The sequence below is a fragment of the Pedobacter sp. AC379 genome, assembly GCF_979258145.1.
The window spans coordinates 5,918,732-5,940,627 of record NZ_OZ409839.1 but is presented as its reverse complement, the minus strand read 5'-3'; the positions used below and the strand labels follow the sequence as shown (position 1 = coordinate 5,940,627).

Below are 21,896 nucleotides of genomic sequence, written 5' to 3'. Positions count from 1 at the left end.
AGTATGAAAGAGAATGAGGAAATTTTAAATAAAGCTGAAAATGTTTCCGCTGATGATGTGGACGTTTCGGATATGAATGTATTCGATATCTTTGATAATGATTCAATAACATTTCCTCTAAAAATCTAACTTCTGCGTCGACCAATAATTATTAAAATAATTCCAGTAATTACGGTAGGTAACCAAAGAACAAAAGAATACATCCCTGCTTTACTTACTAAAGGACTTAAATTGTTTCCTTGGTAAGTAAACATAGACACTCCGAAAAAAAACAACACCAACTACGGCAAAAGAAAAAATATTCAACAAAACGATTAATATTATTTGTTTTTCAGTGATTTCAATTATTTATATTCGTAACAACAATTGAGGTTGATATAAGAATACTCTTTTATCTATAAAAATTTGCTTACTTCTTTCTTTGATCGCCCTCGTATACTTCCCTGATATCAATCTGTATACTTAAAATTATCTAACAATAAAACGGAGATTAGATGCAAAAAAAAAACAGAAAATATATACCTACAAACTTAATGATGGATGATTTGGGACAAGGCATTTCTATAGACAAAATCAGTTTTAGAAATTCTGACTTTAATACAGGAGAACTATACGAGTTGGCAACAGAATCGCATAGAGATTCAGGATATACATTCCATTTCATCCAAAAAGGCACCGTTCATATTGAGATAGATTTTCAAAAGTATATAATCACATCACCTGCAATTGTATACATGCACCCCAATCAAGTACACCGTATCCTATCCTTTACGGATATAACAGTCTGTGCCTTATCAATGAATAAGGAGAAACTAAATCCTGATTACCTGGATTTTTTGGAAGAAATCTCACCATCAAAACCATTGCTATTAACTAAACCTCAGCATATAAGCATTTTTACCAGTTTTTCCCTTTGTCTAAATTTTTCTAAGCAAAAAAGCAATAAATTATATCAATTACTATTAAAAGACAGTTCAAATACGCTGGTTGCCTTACTCATTTCAGAATTTTTAAATCATAATAATGCAGAAAACATCCTCCCACGATTTGAAATAATCGCGAAGAATTTTAAGCAACATCTGGAAAAAAATTACGTCATTTTAAAACGGCCATCCACGTATGCCCAACTGCTGAATATTTCTACTCATTATCTAAATGAAAGTATAAAAAGTGCCACAGGCTTATCCGTCTCCCAACAGATTCAAGAAAGAATTATTTTGGAAGCCAAGCGCCTACTATACCATTCTGATAAATCAGTAAAGGAAATTGCATACGAATTGGGCTATGAAGACTATCCCTATTTTTCCAGGCTATTTACAAAAATTACCGGCATGACCGCATTAACTTTCCGTCAGCAAAAGTACGAATAGTCCAATAGATGCCACCATTAGTCCTTTCCTAATCTTACTCTAAAAGATAGTTTTGCATTATCAAATTTAAAAGAGTTAAGAATGGAACTAAATAAAAGTGTGCTCATATCAGGTTCAAGTTTTGCAGGACTCACAACTGCCTACTGGATGAATAAAATGGGCTATAATGTGACTATTGTGGAAGTTGGTCAATCTCTAAAAAAAGGAGGAACACCAGTAGATATAAAAGGCCAAACTGTTGAGATTGTAAAAAGAATGGGTCTCTTCGAGAAGATAAAAGCGAATAGATTAGCATTAGAAAAATGGGAATTTAAAAATGATAAAGATTTAACGGGATACTCAATGTTATTGAGAAATCCCGGTGAAAAAATGCCAGATGATGAGTTTGAAATAGAACGTGATGTATTACTGAAAATGATGTATGAAGCAGTTAAAGATGATGTGACATTTATTTTCGACAACAGTATTACGGCTTTAAATGAAATGAAAGATTCTGTGGAGGCAATCTTTAAAGACGGCTCCCGACATCAATTTGACTACATATTCGGTTGCGATGGTATACACTCGGCAGTAAGGAGAATTTGGTTTGGGAGCGAAGAAAAGTATACCACTTTTTTAGGACAATATTTCTCTATTGCTATTGTCAACAAATTGCTCATTAAAGAAAGGACCTTGCAAATATATGCTGAACCAAATAAATCTTTTATGCTAAATGCATACAACGGTAAAACAGACATTGTATTTACTTTCCGGCCAGAAAAAGAAATATCTTATGATTTCCGAAGCCAGGAGCAAATAAAAAAGATCGTATTTGACCAGATGCAAGGTATGAGTTGGAGAGCATCTGAATTAAAAAAAGAATTATTGAATTCAGATTCATTTTACTTTGATAAGTTTTGCCAGATAAAAATGCCCTCATGGACAAAAGGCAGAGTAGCATTAGTTGGGGACGCAGGATATTGTGCTTCGCCAGCAGCAGGTATGGGAGGTTCGCTGGCCATCATCGGGGCGACAGCTTTAGCAGATGCGTTTGCAGAAAACAATAATAATCTTGAGTTGGCTTTTGCAACTTATCATAAAAATTTACGCCCATTTATAGAAGAAGTACAGGAAGGTGTAATTGGAAATCTAGAGGCCTTACTTCCGCGAAATGAAGAAGCTGTTTATAAACAATATGCTGAAGGTATTAGCTTTTAAAGTCACTACAGAGCAATAGTACACCTATATGGTCATCAATACGGGGGATAAATACAAAATGTTTTGATAAATAGCGTTCAGGTTCATTCTTAAAATATAATTAATACTGTAGGTTGGCTTGAATTTCTGCAATCTGCAAGGCCTTAACCACTACATCTACAAAATATTGTCTCCAAAAACGAAAGTATTCATCCCCTACTATTTATCTTTCTTTCAAATGTAAGTTACCTGCACAGATTATGGCAAAGAGAAAAATGTATCATAAAACGCATATTATAAAAAATCGAGCACAAATGTAACACATTTATTACATTTCGAATATTTCGAATATTTCATATATTTCTTTTATTTGCATAAAAAATAATTATGAACACTATTGAACAACGTCGTAAACCCTCGAAATCGGAACAAAGAGTTGCACGTGAATCATATCCTGCAGTACTATCTATTCTATCACATATCAATGGAGAAGAAACTGAAATAGAGATCGAAGAAAGCAAAGAACGAATTAAAATCCCTTCTAGAGCACTTGAATTTTTAAGTGATATTTTAAAAGCGATGAGTGAAGGTAAGCCAATTTCAATAGTTCCTATTGCAACTGAAGTTACCACTCAAAAAGCAGCCGAAATCTTAGGATGTTCTAGGCCCTACTTAATCAAGCTGTTGGAAGAAGGTCAAATCCAATTCGTAAAGGTAGGAAAACATCGTAGGATTAAATTTGAGGATGTAGTAAGCTATAAACAGAAGATGAAAAAGGACCAAAAGCAAAACCTTATTGACATAATGACCTTTGACGAAGAAAGCGGATTGTATGATTCATAGTGTTAGATTTAAAGCAGTTCTAGATACCAATGTCATCTTTCCCATTGAAATCAGAGATTTGTTATTTTGGTTTGCTCATTATGAACTTTATACGCCGAAATGGAGTCAAAATATTTTTGACGAATGGAAAAGAGTAATGGTTAGAAAAGGAATTAGTGAAAATGAAGCATTGAAACGTGTAAGCAGAGCAACTCAGGCATTTCCAGACGCTCTGGTACATAACTACGATGCCCTAATCGCAGATTTAAAGTTACCAGATGAAGACGACCGTCATGTGCTTGCAGCAGCTATTAGAACAAATGCTAATGTTATCGTAACTAATAATCTAAAAGACTTCCCGGAAGAATACCTAGATTCTTTTGGTCTAAAAGTGAAAAGTGCAGACGATTTTTTAACTGATATCATTGACCTAAATCAAGATAAAGCGATTGAAGCATTTAAAGAAATGGTACTAAATAGAAAAAATCCTGCAATGGACGAATACCAGGTATTAGAGAGCTTAAGGAGGAATGGTTTGAAGGATACGGCCGACTACTTACATGCGCTTTTGTAAGTTTAAGAGGTACATATCAAAAAGGAAATTTGATTTTTGTGCCTATCCCTGTACCTAAATAAATGTCAAGATTCTCGAACTATTGTTTCAAAACGAGAATATGATAGCCAACATTCTTTTTCGTATGAATAGAAAAGGTGTGTTTATAAAGAAAATAACTTAATATTACCGATCAGATCCTGGGAATGGACTTATTGAATGAACTAATATTGTTGTTCTTCAAGATAAGGTAGTCTCAAAAAACGAACTTTTAATTTAGCATTTTAATTTATCATTTACTCATCATCAAAAACTAAAAATTGAATTTGATTGATGAATGAGTTTATGATAATATTGTTAAAAAGCGGAGTTCAGTAGGACATAGTAGGCGACTCTGCAAACTATAAAACTCTTAGGTCCTACCTCGTGAAACTTATTAAATAATCAGGGAAATATGATATATCTCATATTGTTCTGCTATACTTCTATTCTTATATTTGCCTAGAACCTATATTATGAAGATATACAACCTAAGTTTACTTGTAAGCTCCCCTGTTTTTCAGACCATTCAAAAGTATAGCGGCAGCTCCCTCCCGATTTTACATCATGATTCATCGGCTATAGCGAATAACGGGACTACTGTTCCCGAAATCCCACTCAGCGTTCATTTCCTGATTATTAAGAATAACCAATAGCGTTTTACTATATAAGGCATATGAGATCTTTTAAGCTTCGTGTTCTTAAATGAGATCTTTTTGCTTTAGTCTTTGTGCTTTAACCCAGTTCAATCTGTCTTTTAATACTTTCTTCTAATGAAATCAAAGTTTCTGTACGCTGAATACCGTTTACAGCCTGAATTTCTTCATTTAAAACATGCCTTAAATGGTTTGTATCCCTGCAAATAATTTTGGCGAACATACTATAAGCTCCGGTAGTATAATGCAATTCTACCACCTCCTTAATTTTGCTCAGTTGTGCTACGGCATCCTTATATTGGATTCCTTTTTCGAGGTAAATGCCCAAAAAAGCACATATATCGTAGCCAGCCTTCTGTGGATCGATAATTAAATGTGAGCCTTTAATGATACCCATTTCCTGCAATTTCTTCATGCGTACATGTATGGTACCGCCAGAAACAATCAGATCTTTTGCTATTTCTGTATAGGGTTTAGTGGCATCCTGCATCAATTGCTTCAATATATCGATATCAAGGTTGTCAATTTCTAAATTGGTATTGTCTTTTTTAAGCATATTTTTGAATTATGATAAGCGAATTTACGAATATTTATCAATATTATAAAAATAAAATTAATTGTTTAAAATATTTGCAAGGTATCGGTTGATCCTTTACATTTGTATCAAGCAATTAACAAAAAGGGAACGTTCTTTCACAATTGCAGAACATAATGTAGGGTGGTGAAACAGGCAGACACACCTCCTTGTCTCGGTGGCGGAGAATAATGGGAATATACCGGTTTCGGTACTAACCACTCCTTGAAGGTTCGATTCCTTCCCCTACAGCCAGTGCAGTTGGCAATTTACAGTAATTAGTATAATACTAAAAACTAAAATTGGAAACTGTTAACTATTAAAATGTTGGGTGGTGAAATTGGCAGACACGCCTCCTTGTCTCGGTGGTGGGGAATAATGGGACAAACGCAGTTTATTGGGTTGACCACAAATTAATTTTTTGAACTGTAGCTAACTACCCCTTGAAGGTTCGACTCCTTCCCCAACAGCATTTTTTATGAATAATAAGTTAGTTAATCGAGCAATCCTGGATAGGTTGCTCTTTTTCTTTTTGAGGCTATTTATAAAATCATTACATCTTTATGGATATATTGTTATATTACCAGAATAATTAATATTATACCCGTGTAATGCCTGTGATGAAGAAACGCGTTTCAATTAAAGATATAGCCAAACAATTAAATATTTCCATTACTACAGTCTCATTCGTAATTAATGGAAAGGCAAGAGAAAAAAATATTAGCGAATCGCTTACCAAAAAAGTTTTGGATCTTGTTGCCGAATTAAATTACCAGCCTAATGCCCTTGCCACAAGTTTAAGAACGGGTAAAACAAAAATTATCGGTTTTTTGGTTGATGATATTTCGGAACCTTTTTTTGCAGGCATAGCACGCAGAATCGACGAGATTGCCTCTAGCTTAGGCTATAAAATTCTTTTTAGCAGCACACGTAACGACACTGAAAAAGCAATCGAATTGCTGCAGATTTTTAAAGACAGGCACGTGGATGGTTATATTATGGCTTTGCCGGAAGGCCTTGAGGATGAAGTTAAAAAACTCATTCAAACAGATGCGCCGGTTGTTTTATTTGATCGCTATGTACAGGATGTAAAAACCGATTACGTAATAATCGACAATAAAAACAGTACCTACCAGGCAACCGAACACCTGATTGAAAATGGCTACAAAAAAATCGGTTTTGTAACGATCGATACCGTTCAGCAGCAAATGGTAGATCGTTTAACAGGTTATGAGGCCGCAATTGAAGCTTACAGCCTGTCTCCAATTGTTAAGAAAATCAGCTATGTCAATTCTTCAGCATCGATTGAGGAAATGGTGAAATTCTTTAAAGCAGAAAATCAGCTTGATGCAGTGATTTTTGCTGCCAATTACATTTGCCTGGATGGTTTAAGAACTTTTAGGAAGTTGGGTATTAAAATTCATAAAGACCTGGCGGTTGTTTCTTTTGATGACTTCGAGATTCTTGAGTTTTGCGAACCGCCTGTTACCGCCATTGCCCAGCCCTTGGAAGCCATTGCAGAAAACGTTATGAAAATTCTGTTGAACAAACTTAAAAAAACTGCAAAACCTGTTGAGAATGCTCAGGTATCATTGCCAACCATATTAAACATCAGGGGCTCAAGCTTAAAGAAATAAAAAAGGGAATAGATTTTATATCCATTCCCTTTGAAGATCATATTTTGAACAGATTAAACTGTCATGATATCTTTTTCTTTAGCTTCAGCGTGTTTATCAACTTTAACTATATAAGCATCGGTTAATTTTTGTACTTCAGCCTCACCTGTTTTAATTTCATCATCAGAAACACTTTCGCCTTTTAACTTTTGAATTTTAGTATTGGCATCTTTACGGATGTTACGAACCGTAACGCGGCCTCTTTCTGCCTCTTCTTTAACTTTTTTCACCAAATCCCTTCTACGCTCCTCAGTTAGTGGTGGAACCACCAAACGGATTACAATACCATCATTCTGTGGATTGATACCGATATTGGCTACCTGTATTGCTTTTTCGATTGGAGTTAAAAGTGATTTTTCCCAAGGTTGGATTACAATTGTTCTGGCATCAGGTGTGTTGATACTGGATACTTGTGATAATGCGGTTGATGCACCATAATAATCAACATAAATACCATCCAACATCCCAGCTGATGCTTTGCCAGCCCTGATTTTAGTTAATTCAGATTCACAATGATCGATAGCCCTATCCATTGCAGATTGAGCATCCATTAATTGTAATTGTATGAGGTCGTTCATAATTGTGTGTATTTCTACAAAAATAATATTTTTTATTCCTTATTTAACAAGCGTTCCGATAGGTTCGCCATTGGCGATTTTCATGAAATTACCATGTTTATTCATATCAAACACAATAATTGGTACTTGGTTTTCCTCACAAAGGGTAAAAGCCGTCATGTCCATTACATTAAGTCCTTTGTCGTAAACTTCTCTGAAAGAAATTTCTCCGTACTTTGTAGCCAAAGGATCTTTTTCAGGATCTGCAGTGTAAATGCCATCTACACGGGTTCCTTTTAATACAACATCTGCTTTAATTTCAATCGCACGCAAAGCTGCTGCAGAATCGGTAGTGAAATATGGATTTCCTGTTCCGGCACCAAAAATAACCACACGGCCCTTTTCGAGGTGACGGACTGCTCTTCTGCGGATAAACGGTTCACAGATCTGTTCCATTTTTATTGCAGTAAGCAAACGGGTTTTAATACCAACTTTTTCAAGGGCATCCTGTAAAGCCATAGAGTTGATTACGGTGGCCAACATGCCCATGTAATCAGCCTGTGCTCTATCCATCCCACTTTTTTCAGCGCTTAGGCCTCTAAAAATATTTCCTCCACCAATCACGATTGCGATTTCTAAACCTTTGTCGTGTACAGCTTTGATATCTTCCGCATATTGTTTAACGCGTTCATTATCAATTCCATATTGTTTGTCGCCCATTAGCGATTCCCCGCTAAGTTTAAGTAGGATGCGTTTGTATTTCATGACCTCAAAAATATTAACAATTTTTTAATACCTAGCTATGCTTTTTAACAATTGATGTAAATATTTAAATAGAAATACTGATTTTAATAAAAAAGAGCAATAAGTAAAAATATAGCTCGCAGTATTGCGCCGCTTTTATAGCTGATAATATGCTATAGAAGGCTTAATATCTCTTTTAGTTGATAATTAAGGCTTTCCCCTGCTGCGGAAAGATTAGTTTTATTCTTGTTGTATTTCCTGAAATTAATTGCTGCCTTACCTTTTCGGCTGTGTGCTGTGGTGGTTTAGTATGGGTAACAATAAAAGATACCTTTTTAAAGGCTTCCTTATTGGTAAAACTTTCGAGTTTTGACAGCTCACTATAAAAAAGCTTTGGCGTAAGGTGCCCGAACAGTTGCTTTTCAGGTTGCTCATTTGGAAAAGAAACCTCCAAAAAAATTGCTTTTAAAGTACCTGCGTTAATTAGTGGGGCTATTGCTTGCCACAGATTGGAAAGTTTATCTGATTTTTCAATCTCATCTGCTCCGGTATCTCCCAGGTACAAAACATAACTATCGTTATTACTGACCAGAAAAGCCGTACTTTTATAAGGATTGCCATGGCTTAACTCAAATGCCCTTACTTTCATTGCTGTTCCATCAAGCGGATAGGTTTCGCCCTCAAGTATAGGGGTGTAAGTATACTTTTTTAATTGTGGTTTTTCACCTTCATTTGCAAAATTAGCCCAGGCATCCCAGGTAAAGTATTTATCTCTTAATATATTCAATACTGAAGGTAAGCCATAAATCTTTTTAGCGGTATCTGCTGGTGAATTGATGATCAGGCCTGAAACATGATCTAAATGTGCATGTGAAATTAAATATCCCTTAAGCTGTTTGCGCTGAATTTCTTCACTCACTCCCTTTAATGTTTTGAGCGCTATTGCTTTTTGAATACCGGCATTGATAGTGCCGGCATCTAAACAGATGTAATTCTGATCACCTGTTGGAGCGACCATGTAAGCCGATAAATTGCTTTCATCATCACCGCCCTTAACTCCAAGGGGTATAACGGTAAAAGAATTGTTTTTCTTTTGTGCCCAGGAAGTAATGCAGCAAACTGATAAAAAAAGGAACAGGGAAAAGATTTTTCTAAACATATGGCTATTGATTATATCGTTTCTCCTTTAAAGATTACTTCTTTGAGGTTTAGCATATCATCAAGTATTAAAAAGGTGGCCTGGTCACCAATTTCGATGCTTGCTGTAAGGTTTTCTATTCCGATCAGTTTTGCAGGATAAGTTGTTGCCATTTGTACCGCATCGTTTAAACTGATTCCACAATATGTTACACAGTTTTTAATGGCTGTTAACATGGTTAGTGATGATCCTGAAAGTGTTCCGTTGGGCATAACATATTTATTGTCTTTTTCGATATGCTGGTATGGCCCTGTAGAGCAGGCGGTTACTGCATCAGTGATGAGGAATAAACGCTCTTTTAATAGTTTCTGAGCAAATTTTACTACTTCAAAATCTACATGTTTTCCATCGGCAATAATGCTTGCCATTGCTTTATCATGGTTAAAAACGGCGGTAGGGATGCCTGGTTCGCGGTGGTGGATGGGACTCATGGCATTAAAAAGATGGGTAGTGGTTTGGATACCTTTATTGTAAGCCGCGGTTGCCTCATCAAATGTTGCATTGCTATGGCCCAATGAAACAACAACTCCGCTATCCAATAAATATTCAATAACGGCATCATCCTGAAGCTCGGGAGCGATTGTCATCATTTTGATCACGCCATCTCCAAAATCCATCAGTTTTTTAATTTCATCCAGAGAAGCTTTACGTACATACCCGGGCACATGTGCCCCTAAACGTTTTGGGTTTAAAAACGGACCTTCTAAGTGTAATCCAAGGCAATTTTTGGCAGTGGAACGATGTTCTTTTGCTGCGCTGATACATTTGTTAAAAACTTCTGCAGAATTGGTGGCCATGCAGGCCAGAAATCCCGTTGTTCCTTTTCTCAGCAGATCGTCTTCCATTATTGTCAATGATTCTACAGTTGGATCAGCAGAAAACAGCCTGCCGCCCGAGCCGTAAATCTGTAAGTCGATACACCCGGGAATTACTAAAAAATCACTTGTTGCTGTATGATCGGAATCTTTTATATCTGAAATCAAAGATCCTTCAATAGTGATGGTCTGATTCTTTTTCAGATCGTTATCCTTAAAGTAGGATACATTGGTTATTACTTTAGACATATTAAACGTTTGAGTAAATTTAAGCTGACATGGCCAAAGTTAAATAATGTAGCTAAATATTTGGTTGATAAGGCAAAGCTTCTCAATTCATCGTGGGAAAGTTATTTTCCGAATGAATTGACCGTATGCATGATATGAGCGAAGTTTCAAGATTGCTTCGTTTTTTAGCAATGACTACGGTCTAGGAAATTAAGAAAGGAATGATGTTTATGCCGCCTTAAAAAGCGGAACTGACGGAATCTTTTGCTATAGATCTCTTTATTTCGCTCCGTTTCAGTCGTGATGACCTGAATTATTGGAATATAATGCAAAAAAAAGCTCCAATTTCTTGGAGCTTTTTTAATATGTTTTTTAGTGCTTATGCACCTAATTGTACGCGTTTGAATGCAGTTACAGTTAATCCTTTAGATGTATTATCTAAGAATTTACGAACATCTAATGAACTGTCTTTAACAAACTCCTGGTTTAATAAAGTACTGTCTTTGTAGAATTTATTCAATTTACCTGCAGCAATTTTCTCCACCATTTCTTCTGGTTTACCTTCCTGACGGATTACATCTTTAGCAATTTCAATTTCACGTTGGATAGTAGCAGGATCAACACCATCTTTATCAACAGCAACCGGGTTCATTGCAGCAATTTGCATTGCAACATCTTTACCAGCTTCAGTAATATCTACACCATTAGTGCCTTCAAATACTACCAAAACGCCCATTTTACCATTAGAGTGGATATATGAAACGATTTTCTCACCAGAAATATTTGCATAATCCTGGATAACAATTTTCTCTCCGATTTTACCGGTTAGTTCTGTAATAGTTTCAGCAACTGTACGTCCGTCTTCCAAAGTAATCGCTGATAATTCTTCTGCAGTAGCAGGATTGTTTGCAACTGCTGCAGCTAAAACTGCCTGAGCTAAATTACGGAAATCTTCAACTTTAGAAACTGGTTCAGTTTCGCAAGCTAAAGCAACTAATTTACCATTTGTGCCATCTGCTGAAACATTGATTGATACCAAACCTTCAGATGTAGCATTACCAGAACGAGCGGCAGATACTTTTTGACCTTTTTTGCGCAATAAATCAACTGCTGCTTCGAAATCGCCATTAGCTTCAACTAAAGCTTTTTTGCAATCCATCATACCAGCGCCAGTTTGTTGGCGTAGTTTATTTACATCTGCGGCAGTAATTTGTACTGTAGACATTTTATTTCCTTTTTTAAAGTTTACAATCTTGTTATAACAATTACAGGTTACAAGTTACAAGCGCTAAGTTAAACTCATGTTAAGCCAACTTAAAACCTGAAACCAGTAACCTGCAATTAAAAAATATTACTATTCTTCTGTTTTAGTTTCTTCTGATGAAGGAGCTTCAACTTCTGCCTCAGCAGTAGCTTTTTTAGTAGTTGGTCTTTTTTCACCAGCTGCTCTTGGCTCTTTTGCTTCCGGAGCATCAGCTGCAACTTTCGCTGCTACTGCTTCTTTTTCAGCTTCATCATCTTTCTCGCGTTTACGCTCATCTAAACCTTCTTCAATAGCTTTGATAATTACATCAGTAATTAAAGAGATTGATTTTGTAGCATCATCATTCGCCGGAATAGGGAAATCGATGTTAGAAGGATCAGAGTTGGTATCAACCATCGCAAAAGTTGGGATGTTTAATTTTAACGCTTCAGTTACTGCAATGTGCTCTTTCTTAACATCAATTAAGAATAAAGCTGCAGGTAAACGGTTTAAATCAGCAATACCACCTAAAAGTGATTCTAATTTAATACGCTCACGTTGAATCATTAAACGCTCTTTTTTAGATAAAATCGCATAAGTACCGTCTTTAGTCATTTTATCGATGTTAGACATCTTTTTGATTGACTTACGAACAGTAGCAAAGTTGGTTAACATACCACCTAACCAACGCTCGGTTACGAAAGGCATGTTTACTTTTTTAGCTTGTTCAGCTACGATTCCTTTAGCTTGTTTCTTAGTAGAAACGAATAATACTTTACGTCCTGATTTTACGATTTGTTTAATCGCAGCCGCAGCTTCTTCAGTTTTAGTTAAAGTTTTATTTAAATCTATAATGTGAATTCCATTACGCTCCATGAAAATGTAAGGAGCCATTTTTGGATTCCATTTACGGGTAAGGTGACCAAAGTGTACACCTGCATCCAATAAGTCTTGATAAGTTGTTCTTGCCATTGTCTTTGCCTCCTGTGATTAACGTTTACTGAATTGGAATTTCTTACGCGCTTTTGCACGTCCTGGTTTCTTACGCTCAACCATACGCATATCACGCGTCATTAGGCCTTTAGCACGTAATGCAGGTTTTTTCTCCGCATCTAGTTCAACAATCGCTTTAGCAATAGCCAAACGAACAGCTTCTGCTTGTCCTTTTACTCCACCGCCTTGAACATTTACAGTGATATCATAACGACCTGTAAGTTCAGAAACCTCTAAACTTTGGTTTACGATATATTGTAAAGGTAAAGTAGGGAAATATACTTTGTGATCTTTACCGTTAACGGTAATTGCGCCAGCACCATCTTTTAAGTAGATACGTGCAACAGCTGTTTTTCTTCTTCCTGAAGTGTTAGTAACTGACATTTCTTAAAGTTTAATGGTTTTTGGAGATTGAGCTGCATGAGGGTGAGTTTCACCAGCATACACAAAAAGATTGGTGTAAAGTTTTTTACCCAATTTAGTTTTCGGTAACATACCACGTACCGCTTTCTCGATTACACGTTGAGGGTGTTTCGCCATTAACTCCTTAGGAGAAATAAAACGCTGACCACCTGGATAACCAGTATAAGAAACATATTGCTTTTCGCTGAATTTGTTTCCTGTCAATTTAACCTTGTCTGCATTGATAACAATTACGTTATCGCCGCAATCTACGTGTGGGGTGTACTCAGGCTTGTTTTTACCACGGATGATCATAGCGATCTTCGATGACAAGCGCCCCAAAATCTCGCCTTGCGCATCAACAACAATCCACTGTTTGTTAACAGTTTTCGCATTGGCCGAGACAGTTTTGTAACTTAACGTATTCACTTGCTTGTATTTAATTTATTAAACAATTTATTATTCCCATTAAATTTGGGACTGCAAAGATAGATAGAATACTTTTATTATCAAATAGTTGGTTGAAAAAAGTTTTACGTTTTTACCTTGCGATCGTCACGCCGAATTTATTTCAGTAGCTAAGAGGCTGTATCTTTTTAAGGTTGTGAAAAGTAAAGCCAGAGATTTTTTGGTTATTATCGGCTTGATGCTAATTTTTGTATTTGTTAGAAGTTTATGCCGTTTTAGTATAACTCCGGTATTCCCTTATCCAATGCCATAGAGCAAAAGCAGCAATAATGGTAAAAACCAAATACTCAACCCCCATAAATTTTATGCCTTTTAAGAAATATAAATAGGTGGCCACAACATCAATAATCAGCCAGATGATCCAACACTCTATCCTCTTCTGGATCATTAAAAAAGTGGTAATTACGCTCATCACAAAAATAAAGGAATCAATAAACGGGTAAGCGCTTGGTAAATTGAATAGTAATGGAAGCCAATTGTGTAGCCGGCTTGCAAGCATACCCATCATTATTGTGCCGGCGATACCGATAACCAACAACATTAAAAACTGCCTTAGGGGCATAAAACTAATGCTGAGTTCCTTATTCTTATCTTCTTCTCCTGGTTTGGGATTAGTCCACCGCCACCAACCTAAAATGTTGGTTACAAAAAAGAAAACCATCAAAAACATATCGGGATAAAGCTGACTTTGGTAATATAAAAAAGCAGATAAGAATACGTTAACAATACCTGCAGGCCAGCTCCAAACACTTGCTTTTGCAGAAAGCACAACTGAAATAATTCCTGTTATTACCGCGAAAAATTCCAGGTAGCTCATGTTATAGCCAAGAACCCTAAAAAAAATACTATGCGCATCGAAAAATTCCATCCTGGCGGTTTAAGCTTCTAGAAAAAGCTAAAGTAAATAATTTATTTACGTGTAGGTTTTCTACCAGCAAACAATCCAAAAAAATGGCTGTTATAAGTATATCCAATGGCTAATCGCCGTGTATTTAACCACAAATTTCGTTTATGCAATCTATCGACCAGATTTTCGGTTATCCCATCCCTTTGTTTTTGAAGAACCTGATTATAGGTTTAGTAGCGGTATTATTAGGAATTTTAATCAAATTTATCATCCATAAAACCTTTCTTTTACTTTCACGCTGGTGGGATTTTATTGTAATTAAGTCTATAATTAAACATTTAAGAAGGCCGATTGCCGTATTCATACCCTTATTGTTGCTTAATTTTTCATTAACCTTAATGGAAATGACACCCGCATACCGTCTTCCTTTGACTAAAATGCTGGAAATTTCGCTTACCATTACTTTTGCACTGATTTTGGTAAGGTCAATTAATGTTTTGGAAGATTATTTTTATCTGAAATATGATTTAAATAAAGAAAACAACCTTAAGGAACGGAAAATCCGTACACAGTTACAATTTGTTAGAAAATTTATCGTATCACTGATCATTTTAATTACAGCGGCTATTATTCTGCTTAGTTTTGAGAGTATGCGAAAAATAGGGGCTGGATTGCTTACCGGTGTGGGCATTGGTGGAATTATCATCGGTTTTGCCGCTCAAAAATCTTTAGGAAACTTATTGGCGGGGTTTCAGATTGCTTTTACGCAACCGATCAGAATTGATGATGTTGTTATTGTAGAGGGGGAGTGGGGGAAAGTTGAAGAAATAACGTTGACTTATGTAGTGGTTAATATCTGGGATCAGAGACGCTTAATTTTGCCCATTACTTATTTTATTGAGAAACCTTTTCAAAACTGGACACGTGTATCTGCTGATTTACTTGGAACAGTGTTTTTATACCTTGATTATACCATTCCTATCGAACCATTGCGGCAAGAATTAACCCGGCTTTTAAATGCAGATCCGCTTTGGGACAAACGCGTAAATGTAGTGCAGGTAACAGATAGTACAAAAGACGGTGCTATTGAAGTGCGATTTTTAATGAGTGCTGCTAATTCTTCCAGAGCTTTTGATTTGCGTTGCCATGTGAGAGAGGCAATGATTGCTTTTATTCAAAATAATTATCCGGAAAGCTTACCCAAGAAAAGATTGGAGTTTAAGGATGAAGATAAATCGTCATTTCGGCCTTAGTGGAGAAATCTACAAAGGGATTTTGGATAGATTTCTTTACCTAAAGTTAGCACTGCGTTTCAGCCGAAATGACGATCTTTTTGAAAATGGTTATTTAAACATTCCTTTCAGCTTTGCTAATTTCTCTTGCAGATCGCCATCAGCATCTTTAGGCTCATTGCGCGGCTTGAAATTAGGCTTGCTTTGATTGGGTTTATGTTCTTGCTTTGGTTTATTTTCTTTAGCGTCACGACTCCGGACTTCCGACTTTGGGGCGGTCTCCGTTTTCATTGATAAGGAAATCCTTTTACGGGCCGGATCAACTTCCATTACGGTAACTTCTACCTTTTGATGCACTTTTACTACATCGTTAGGATTGGCCACAAAACGGTTCGCCAATTGGCTGGTATGTACTAAGCCATCCTGGTGTACGCCAATATCAACGAAGGCACCGAAATTGGTAATGTTGGTTACAATTCCCGGTAGTTTCATGCCTACTCTTAAATCTGAAATTTCATTAACGCCATCGGTAAAACTAAAGGCTTCAAATTGCTCACGTGGATCGCGGCCCGGTTTTGCCAGTTCTTTTAATATATCCGTTAATGTAGGTAAGCCAATTTCATCGGTTACGTACTGCTGTGGTTTAATCTGCTTTTGCAGTTGCGTATCTTTCATTAAAGCGGAAACGGTAGTGCCCAGATCCTTTGCCATTTCATCAACCACTGTGTAACGCTCGGGGTGAACACCGCTTGTATCCAAAACATTTTCTGCATTGCGGATGCGTAAAAACCCTGCTGCCTGTTCGTAAGCCTTGTCGCCTAAACGAGGTACTTTTTTAAGGCTTTCGCGGTTTTTAAAAGCACCGTGGGTATTTCTATAATCAACAATATTCTGTGCCAAAGTTGGCCCTAGGCCCGAAACGTAAGCCAAAATTTGTTTAGAGGCTGTGTTTAATTCTACACCAACCGCATTTACAGCACTTATTACAGTATCATCTAAACTCGCCTGTAGTTTATTCTGATCAACATCATGTTGATATTGACCAACACCTATGGATTTTGGATCAATTTTTACAAGTTCTGCCAATGGATCCATTAAACGGCGACCGATTGAAACGGCACCGCGCACGGTAATATCCTGCGTCGGAAATTCCTCTCTGGCCACTTCTGAAGCGGAATAAATTGACGCACCACTTTCATTAACCATAACAATGGTAATATGTGGCAAATTCAATGCACGTACAAAGGCTTCGGTTTCTCTTCCTGCTGTTCCGTTACCAATGGCAATCGCTTCTACATTGTGTTTTTCGCAAAGTTGTTGAATGGTGAATTCGGCATTTTTCACATTTCCCTGCCCGGTGTGCGGGTAAATTGCTGTGTTTTCTAAAAGTTGACCTTGTTTATCTAAACAAACTACTTTACAACCCGTACGGAAACCAGGATCGATAGCAAGCACATTTTTTTGCCCCATTGGTGCCGCCAATAACAATTGACGAGCATTTTCTGCAAAAACACGGATCGCTTCTTCATCTGCCTTCTGTTTGGTTAACACACGAAGTTCAGTTTCCATTGCGGGTTCCAACAAACGTTTATAACCATCTTCCAAAGCTTGTTGCACCTGCTTCGAAGCTGCATTGTTGCTTAAAACAAATTGGTTTTCCAAAATAGTCAGGGCATCTTCCGCGGGCGGGAGCGCATCTAACCGTAAAATAAGTTCTTTTTCGCCACGGCGCATTGCTAATACGCGGTGAGATGCAGCTGTTTTAACAGGCTCGTTCCATTCGAAGTAATCTTTGTATTTAATACCTTCTTCTTCTTTTCCTTTAATTACTTCTGATTTAAAAACAGCTTTCTCCTGAAAGTAAGTACGCATTTTGGTGCGGGCTTCAACATTTTCAGATATCATTTCAGCAATAATATCCCTTGCGCCGGCCAATGCCTCATCTAAAGAGTTTACGCCTTTTTCAGCATCTGTAAATTTATCTGCCGCTAGATTTAAATCAAAATTGTTTTGTTCAAATATTTGTAAGGCCAAAGGCTCCAGTCCTTTTTCTTTTGCCACCGATGCACGTGTTTTACGTTTTGGTTTATATGGCAGGTAAATATCTTCTAAAAGAGAGATGGTTTCGGCTTCATTGATCTTTTTTTCCAGTTCGGGGGTTAACTTTCCCAGGTCAGTCATGGATTTCAGAATAGCTTCACGGCGTTTATCTAAATCGCGCAACTGCAAAACCCGATCGCGGATTGCTGCTACCTCAACCTCATCCAAACTTCCTGTTGCCTCTTTACGATAACGTGAAATAAAGGGTACTGTTGCACCTTCATCTAACAGATTTATGGTGGCGGTTACTTGTTTTTCTGCAACTTTTAATTCGGCTGCAATAATTTTATGGTGGGTTAACATATGCTGATGGTAAAATTAAAGGAAGCAAAGCTAATGAGGATTTACGGGATTTCTGGATTTTTAAAATGAAGTTTTCCACCGAATTTTGTGAGTAAGTTTTTGAGGGAAAAGCTAACTGCATTACGTCATTTCTGTTTAAATTTCTTTAAATCTCTTTCTGCTTTAAACTTGGTAATCCTGGCAATGAGATCCATAGGCAAGGGCTTGTTTAAAGGAAATTGAATAGCTCCTTTACTCCATTTATAACTGTTAAACTCATGTTGAAAGGCTTCAATTCCTGATCCGGTGGGGTAAAAGCCAATATGCTTGGCATATCCTGCAAAGTAAACCAATACCTTGTTCTGTTTGAATGCAGGCATGCCATACCTGATTACTTCTTTAGCATCTGGTGCTGCCTGGCGGATGGTTTCACGAACCTTTTGCAATAACTTTTGCGTTTCAGCAGGGAAACCCGCGATATATTGATCAATATTTTCTGGTTTAGGCTGATCCATATCTAATGGTTTTGCAAGGTGAATTTACAAATATTATTCGCTAATCTGTATATCGTATTTGTGCAATAACCCTGCAAGTCCTGATTTTGAAAATTTTGCTTTTTTGATCCTGTTGTTATCCGGATCTATGGAATAATTGTAAGCTGTTTTGAAATCTGCTTTTTCGAGGATAGTCCTATCAAAAGTAGCATTTAATAAATCGCAATTCTCAAAAGTTGCGTTTGCTAAATCACTTTCAGAAAAATCGACTTCATGCAACTGTGAATTTTTAAAAGCCGTTTTCTTTAGTTTTAATTTATAAAAAGAGGAATGGTCCAGTTTGCAGTTGTTAAAGCTGAATGCCAAACCAAAATCGTTGCAGTTTTCGAACCTTAAGCCCAGCATTTTGCAATCCTGAAAACAGACATCAATTAAAGCAGTTTTGGTTAGGCTTGCTAAACTTAAATTGCAGGAAATATATTCGCAGTCTAAAAACTTCACACCACTTAAATCAGACCCGGAGAAATTGCAGTTGATGAATTTACAGTTTTCGTATTCTGCTTTTGGGAGTGCCCGTATGGTAAAATCGGCTTTTTCGAATGTTTGGTCGGCTATGTAGTTTTCGGGCATATAGGGAATATATTTTACAACGAATATAAAAATTAAGTGCGGTTTTATGGCGCTGAGCAGGAAACTGAATTGTATTTCTTATAAAGATAGGGTTAACTAAACCCGACAGAAATGGAAATACTTTTTGGTGTGTTCTAAAGGAAAGATTTCCTCATCATTCCCCCTCCTCGCAATAGCGACGAAGGATTACTGAACATAAATTTTCGAATACTTACCAAGGAAACACAGAGGACACGGAAAAGGGGAAATAAAAAAATCCCCCAAATTGCTTTGGAGGATTTATATGTTTTTGGTCTTCGACTATGCGCAGACAGTCAATTTTATTTTTTAACGTACATTACTTCTTTTACTGCTTTAACCACGCGTTCAGCATTTGGTAAGCTTGCAGCGATTAGAGTTGGCGAGTATGGAAGTGGAACATCGGCACAGGTAATACGTAAAACTGGTGCATCTAAATAATCGAATGCATGTTTTTGAACCATGAAAGCAATCTCTCCTGAAAGAGATGCCAAAGGCCATGCCTCTTCTACAACAACCAAACGGTTTGTTTTCTTAACAGAAGCGATGATGGTATCGTAATCGATAGGACGTACAGTACGTAAATCGATAACTTCAACATTAATTCCTTCTTTAGTTAATTCTTCTACAGCAGGGTTTACAACGCGAGTTAACATTTTACCAAAAGTTACGATGGTTACATCAGTACCTTCTTTTGTTACATTTGCCTTTCCTAATTCGATATAGTATTCTTCTGCAGGAACATCGCCTTTATCGCCATACATTACTTCAGATTCCATAAAAATAACCGGATCCTGATCTATAATTGATTGTTTTAATAATCCTTTTGCATCGTAAGGTGTAGCCGGAACCACCACTTTTAATCCTGGAGTGTTTGCAAACCAGTTTTCAAAGTTTTGAGAGTGTTGTGCACCTAACTGACCTGCGTTACCTGTTGGGCCGCGGAAAACCATAGGGCATGAGAACTGACCACCGCTCATTGATAAAATTTTAGCAGCACCATTAATAATCTGATCGATAGCTACTAATGAGAAGTTAAAGGTCATAAATTCCACAATTGGAATAAGGCCTGCTGTTGCGGCACCAGTTGCAATACCTGCGAAACCTAATTCGGCAATCGGGGTATCGATAATGCGTTTCGCACCAAATTCATCAAGCATACCCTGACTTACTTTGTACGCACCGTTATATTCTGCTACTTCTTCACCTAATAAAAAAACGCGGTCATCTTTACGCATTTCTTCGCTCATGGCTTCGCGTAGTGCTTCTCTAAATTGGATTTCTCTCATTGTAAATTTTAATAACGGTGGCAAATATAATTATTAATCGCTTTGAAACCAAAGGCTAAAATGCCTATGTTTTGTAATAATTATAGGCAATTTGATTAATTATTTAGCTGTTTTAATAAGTCGTTTTCTGTTTATTCCGTAAATGAAGAAATAATATTGGGTTATTGTGTTTTTGATTAACCGATTGTATTAAAGCCTAAGGATTTTTCGAAATATCTTCTCCAAAATGGATAATATTGCCATTATTATCTAAAGTTGAAAATTGCCGCATGCCCCAAGGCATATTTTTTAATTTTCCGTTCGGATGAATTATGCCTTGGTTGGTATACTCGGCATAAAGTTCGTCAACTGCTGTAACATAGATATAACAACCAGTATTTTTAGGGATACTTTCATCATCGGTTGGCCAAAGATGTATGCTGATATCATCTTTACTGAAAATAAGGTAACCATCCCAGTTGTTGTGGAAAGTAAAGCCAAATTTTTCTGTATAGAATTTTATGGTTTCTTCTGCATTTAATGAGGCGAGTATTGGTGTGGCAGTTTTAAGCATTTTATTATAACTATTGATATAAATTTAGTGATTGGGATTTAACAAGCCATAGATTTCGCTGTCAAGGAACTGGCCTCTAAAATAATAATCCTGTTTAAAATGTGCTTCTTTTACAAAGCCATGTTTGATTAACATCTGCCTTGAAGCATCATTTTCGACGTTGATATTTGCACTGATGGTATGTAGATTCATATCATCGAAACCAAAAGCAATTGATCTTTTTAGTGCCTCGGAAATTATGCCCTTCCGCCAATAATCCGGATGAAGCATATAGCCCATTTCGGCCCTATGGTTGGCAAAGTCTGTTCGCCAGTAACCAACAGAGCCAATCATTTCCTGTGGTTTCTCTTTCAAAGCAATTACCCAGGCAAGGTTATCTCCATTTTCGTAGCCGTTTCTGAAGCGGGAGATAAAATCTTTGATCTCAAAAATATCTTTTGGTCTCTCCCTGTCTATATATTTCATTACCGTTTCATTGGTGCGCATGGCAAAAAGAGCTTCGGCATCGGTAAGATCATGTTCGCGCAGGATTAAACGCTCGGTTTCAAGAATGGGGAAATTTGCAAAATTTAAGGTTAGCATTTTTAAATTTAAGAGATTAACCGCAAAGCACGCAAAGTTTTTCGCAAAGAACACAAAGTTTTGTTTCATCACAGCGCATTCGGCGATTTTCAAGGAGGACACGAAGTTGATATTTTTCACTCCAGCTCTTAGTACTGTGGTAAATCATCCCCTCCAACCATTCTTTTTGGGTTTGTTGGAAAATAAATATTAAGTGTATGAAGCAGCATAGCCGCTACGGTTTTAACCACAAAGAAAACAGAGGAAAATGCACTGAGCACACCGAGTTAATTGTTTAGCAATTTTTCTTCTCCATTACCTCTGTGAAAAACTCTGTACCCTCTGAGGTTATTTTACTAAGCACTTAGCGCACTTT

General features: G+C 36.8%; 22 protein-coding genes and 2 tRNA genes. 8 read left to right on the top strand and 16 right to left on the bottom strand.

Annotation, left to right across the window (positions count from 1 at the left end):
- The first annotated feature begins 494 nt into the window (after positions 1 to 494).
- The 4 genes from ACZZZW_RS25585 (at position 495) to ACZZZW_RS25570 (ending at position 3,942) form a co-directional block, all read left to right on the top strand.
- A complete protein-coding gene (locus ACZZZW_RS25585) occupies positions 495 to 1,370 on the top strand; it encodes a helix-turn-helix domain-containing protein (protein ID WP_463497684.1) in 876 nt (291 codons plus the stop codon).
- An 81-nt stretch (positions 1,371 to 1,451) separates the two neighbouring features.
- The gene (locus tag ACZZZW_RS25580) at positions 1,452 to 2,567 is read left to right on the top strand and encodes an FAD-dependent monooxygenase (protein WP_463497681.1); all 1,116 of its coding nucleotides are present in this window, start codon (positions 1,452 to 1,454) and stop codon (positions 2,565 to 2,567) included.
- 366 nt (positions 2,568 to 2,933) lie between these two features.
- Complete coding sequence (locus ACZZZW_RS25575) at positions 2,934 to 3,389, top strand: helix-turn-helix domain-containing protein (protein ID WP_463497678.1); 456 nt, start codon at positions 2,934 to 2,936, stop codon at positions 3,387 to 3,389.
- On the top strand, positions 3,379 to 3,942 hold the full coding sequence (locus tag ACZZZW_RS25570; protein ID WP_463497675.1) for a PIN domain-containing protein: 564 nt from the start codon (positions 3,379 to 3,381) through the stop codon (positions 3,940 to 3,942). The genes ACZZZW_RS25575 and ACZZZW_RS25570 overlap by 11 nt, the downstream gene beginning before the upstream one ends.
- A gap of 753 nt (positions 3,943 to 4,695) precedes the next feature.
- On the opposite strand, the gene ACZZZW_RS25565 is transcribed toward ACZZZW_RS25570, so the two are convergent.
- Positions 4,696 to 5,172, bottom strand: a complete 477-nt coding sequence (locus ACZZZW_RS25565; RefSeq protein ID WP_055913303.1) for an Lrp/AsnC ligand binding domain-containing protein — start codon at positions 5,170 to 5,172, stop codon at positions 4,696 to 4,698.
- 156 nt (positions 5,173 to 5,328) lie between these two features.
- Here ACZZZW_RS25565 and ACZZZW_RS25560 point away from each other — a divergent pair.
- From ACZZZW_RS25560 to ACZZZW_RS25550, 3 genes are all read left to right on the top strand, one after another.
- A tRNA-Asp gene (locus tag ACZZZW_RS25560) sits at positions 5,329 to 5,445 on the top strand.
- Between the two features lie 70 nt (positions 5,446 to 5,515).
- A tRNA-Asp gene (locus ACZZZW_RS25555) sits at positions 5,516 to 5,660 on the top strand.
- A gap of 150 nt (positions 5,661 to 5,810) precedes the next feature.
- Positions 5,811 to 6,827 (top strand): LacI family DNA-binding transcriptional regulator, encoded by a 1,017-nt coding sequence (locus ACZZZW_RS25550; protein ID WP_055913369.1) that lies wholly within the window; start codon positions 5,811 to 5,813, stop codon positions 6,825 to 6,827.
- Between the two features lie 53 nt (positions 6,828 to 6,880).
- On the opposite strand, the gene frr is transcribed toward ACZZZW_RS25550, so the two are convergent.
- From frr to pnuC, 9 genes are all read right to left on the bottom strand, one after another.
- The gene (gene frr / locus ACZZZW_RS25545) at positions 6,881 to 7,444 is read right to left on the bottom strand and encodes a ribosome recycling factor (protein ID WP_055913300.1); all 564 of its coding nucleotides are present in this window, start codon (positions 7,442 to 7,444) and stop codon (positions 6,881 to 6,883) included.
- A 39-nt stretch (positions 7,445 to 7,483) separates the two neighbouring features.
- Positions 7,484 to 8,188 (bottom strand): UMP kinase, encoded by a 705-nt coding sequence (gene pyrH, locus ACZZZW_RS25540; protein WP_055913297.1) that lies wholly within the window; start codon positions 8,186 to 8,188, stop codon positions 7,484 to 7,486.
- Between the two features lie 175 nt (positions 8,189 to 8,363).
- Positions 8,364 to 9,326 (bottom strand): MBL fold metallo-hydrolase, encoded by a 963-nt coding sequence (locus tag ACZZZW_RS25535; RefSeq protein WP_463497670.1) that lies wholly within the window; start codon positions 9,324 to 9,326, stop codon positions 8,364 to 8,366.
- A gap of 11 nt (positions 9,327 to 9,337) precedes the next feature.
- Positions 9,338 to 10,429 carry an N-acetylglucosamine-6-phosphate deacetylase gene (gene nagA, locus ACZZZW_RS25530; RefSeq protein WP_463497667.1) on the bottom strand — a complete coding sequence of 364 codons (1,092 nt, stop codon included), beginning with the start codon at positions 10,427 to 10,429 and terminating at the stop codon, positions 9,338 to 9,340.
- A gap of 358 nt (positions 10,430 to 10,787) precedes the next feature.
- Positions 10,788 to 11,633 carry a translation elongation factor Ts gene (gene tsf / locus ACZZZW_RS25525; RefSeq protein WP_055913288.1) on the bottom strand — a complete coding sequence of 282 codons (846 nt, stop codon included), beginning with the start codon at positions 11,631 to 11,633 and terminating at the stop codon, positions 10,788 to 10,790.
- 129 nt (positions 11,634 to 11,762) lie between these two features.
- Positions 11,763 to 12,623: a 30S ribosomal protein S2 gene (rpsB, locus tag ACZZZW_RS25520; protein ID WP_055913285.1), complete on the bottom strand. Its 861-nt coding sequence runs from the start codon at positions 12,621 to 12,623 to the stop codon at positions 11,763 to 11,765.
- Positions 12,624 to 12,641: 18 nt separating this feature from the next.
- Positions 12,642 to 13,028: a 30S ribosomal protein S9 gene (gene rpsI, locus ACZZZW_RS25515; RefSeq protein ID WP_055913282.1), complete on the bottom strand. Its 387-nt coding sequence runs from the start codon at positions 13,026 to 13,028 to the stop codon at positions 12,642 to 12,644.
- A gap of 3 nt (positions 13,029 to 13,031) precedes the next feature.
- Positions 13,032 to 13,475: a 50S ribosomal protein L13 gene (rplM, locus tag ACZZZW_RS25510; protein ID WP_010602007.1), complete on the bottom strand. Its 444-nt coding sequence runs from the start codon at positions 13,473 to 13,475 to the stop codon at positions 13,032 to 13,034.
- A 244-nt stretch (positions 13,476 to 13,719) separates the two neighbouring features.
- Positions 13,720 to 14,382, bottom strand: coding sequence for a nicotinamide riboside transporter PnuC (gene pnuC / locus ACZZZW_RS25505; protein ID WP_055913278.1), 663 nt, complete (start codon positions 14,380 to 14,382; stop codon positions 13,720 to 13,722).
- 143 nt (positions 14,383 to 14,525) lie between these two features.
- Between pnuC and ACZZZW_RS25500 the strand changes: the two genes are divergently transcribed.
- Positions 14,526 to 15,614, top strand: coding sequence for a mechanosensitive ion channel family protein (locus ACZZZW_RS25500; RefSeq protein ID WP_055913274.1), 1,089 nt, complete (start codon positions 14,526 to 14,528; stop codon positions 15,612 to 15,614).
- Between the two features lie 90 nt (positions 15,615 to 15,704).
- Here the strand turns inward: ACZZZW_RS25500 and ACZZZW_RS25495 are convergent, their stop codons facing one another.
- The 6 genes from ACZZZW_RS25495 to ACZZZW_RS25470 form a co-directional block, all read right to left on the bottom strand.
- Entirely contained in the window at positions 15,705 to 17,996 is a 2,292-nt protein-coding gene (locus ACZZZW_RS25495; RefSeq protein ID WP_055913272.1) for a Tex family protein, read from the bottom strand.
- A 125-nt stretch (positions 17,997 to 18,121) separates the two neighbouring features.
- On the bottom strand, positions 18,122 to 18,490 hold the full coding sequence (locus ACZZZW_RS25490) for an iron chaperone (protein WP_463497661.1): 369 nt from the start codon (positions 18,488 to 18,490) through the stop codon (positions 18,122 to 18,124).
- Between the two features lie 33 nt (positions 18,491 to 18,523).
- Positions 18,524 to 19,099 carry a pentapeptide repeat-containing protein gene (locus ACZZZW_RS25485; protein WP_055913266.1) on the bottom strand — a complete coding sequence of 192 codons (576 nt, stop codon included), beginning with the start codon at positions 19,097 to 19,099 and terminating at the stop codon, positions 18,524 to 18,526.
- A gap of 320 nt (positions 19,100 to 19,419) precedes the next feature.
- Positions 19,420 to 20,406 carry a pyruvate dehydrogenase complex E1 component subunit beta gene (locus tag ACZZZW_RS25480; protein ID WP_055913263.1) on the bottom strand — a complete coding sequence of 329 codons (987 nt, stop codon included), beginning with the start codon at positions 20,404 to 20,406 and terminating at the stop codon, positions 19,420 to 19,422.
- A 196-nt stretch (positions 20,407 to 20,602) separates the two neighbouring features.
- The gene (locus ACZZZW_RS25475; protein WP_055913260.1) at positions 20,603 to 20,959 is read right to left on the bottom strand and encodes a bleomycin resistance protein; all 357 of its coding nucleotides are present in this window, start codon (positions 20,957 to 20,959) and stop codon (positions 20,603 to 20,605) included.
- Between the two features lie 24 nt (positions 20,960 to 20,983).
- Positions 20,984 to 21,541: a GNAT family N-acetyltransferase gene (locus ACZZZW_RS25470; protein ID WP_055913256.1), complete on the bottom strand. Its 558-nt coding sequence runs from the start codon at positions 21,539 to 21,541 to the stop codon at positions 20,984 to 20,986.
- Positions 21,542 to 21,896: the final 355 nt, after the last annotated feature.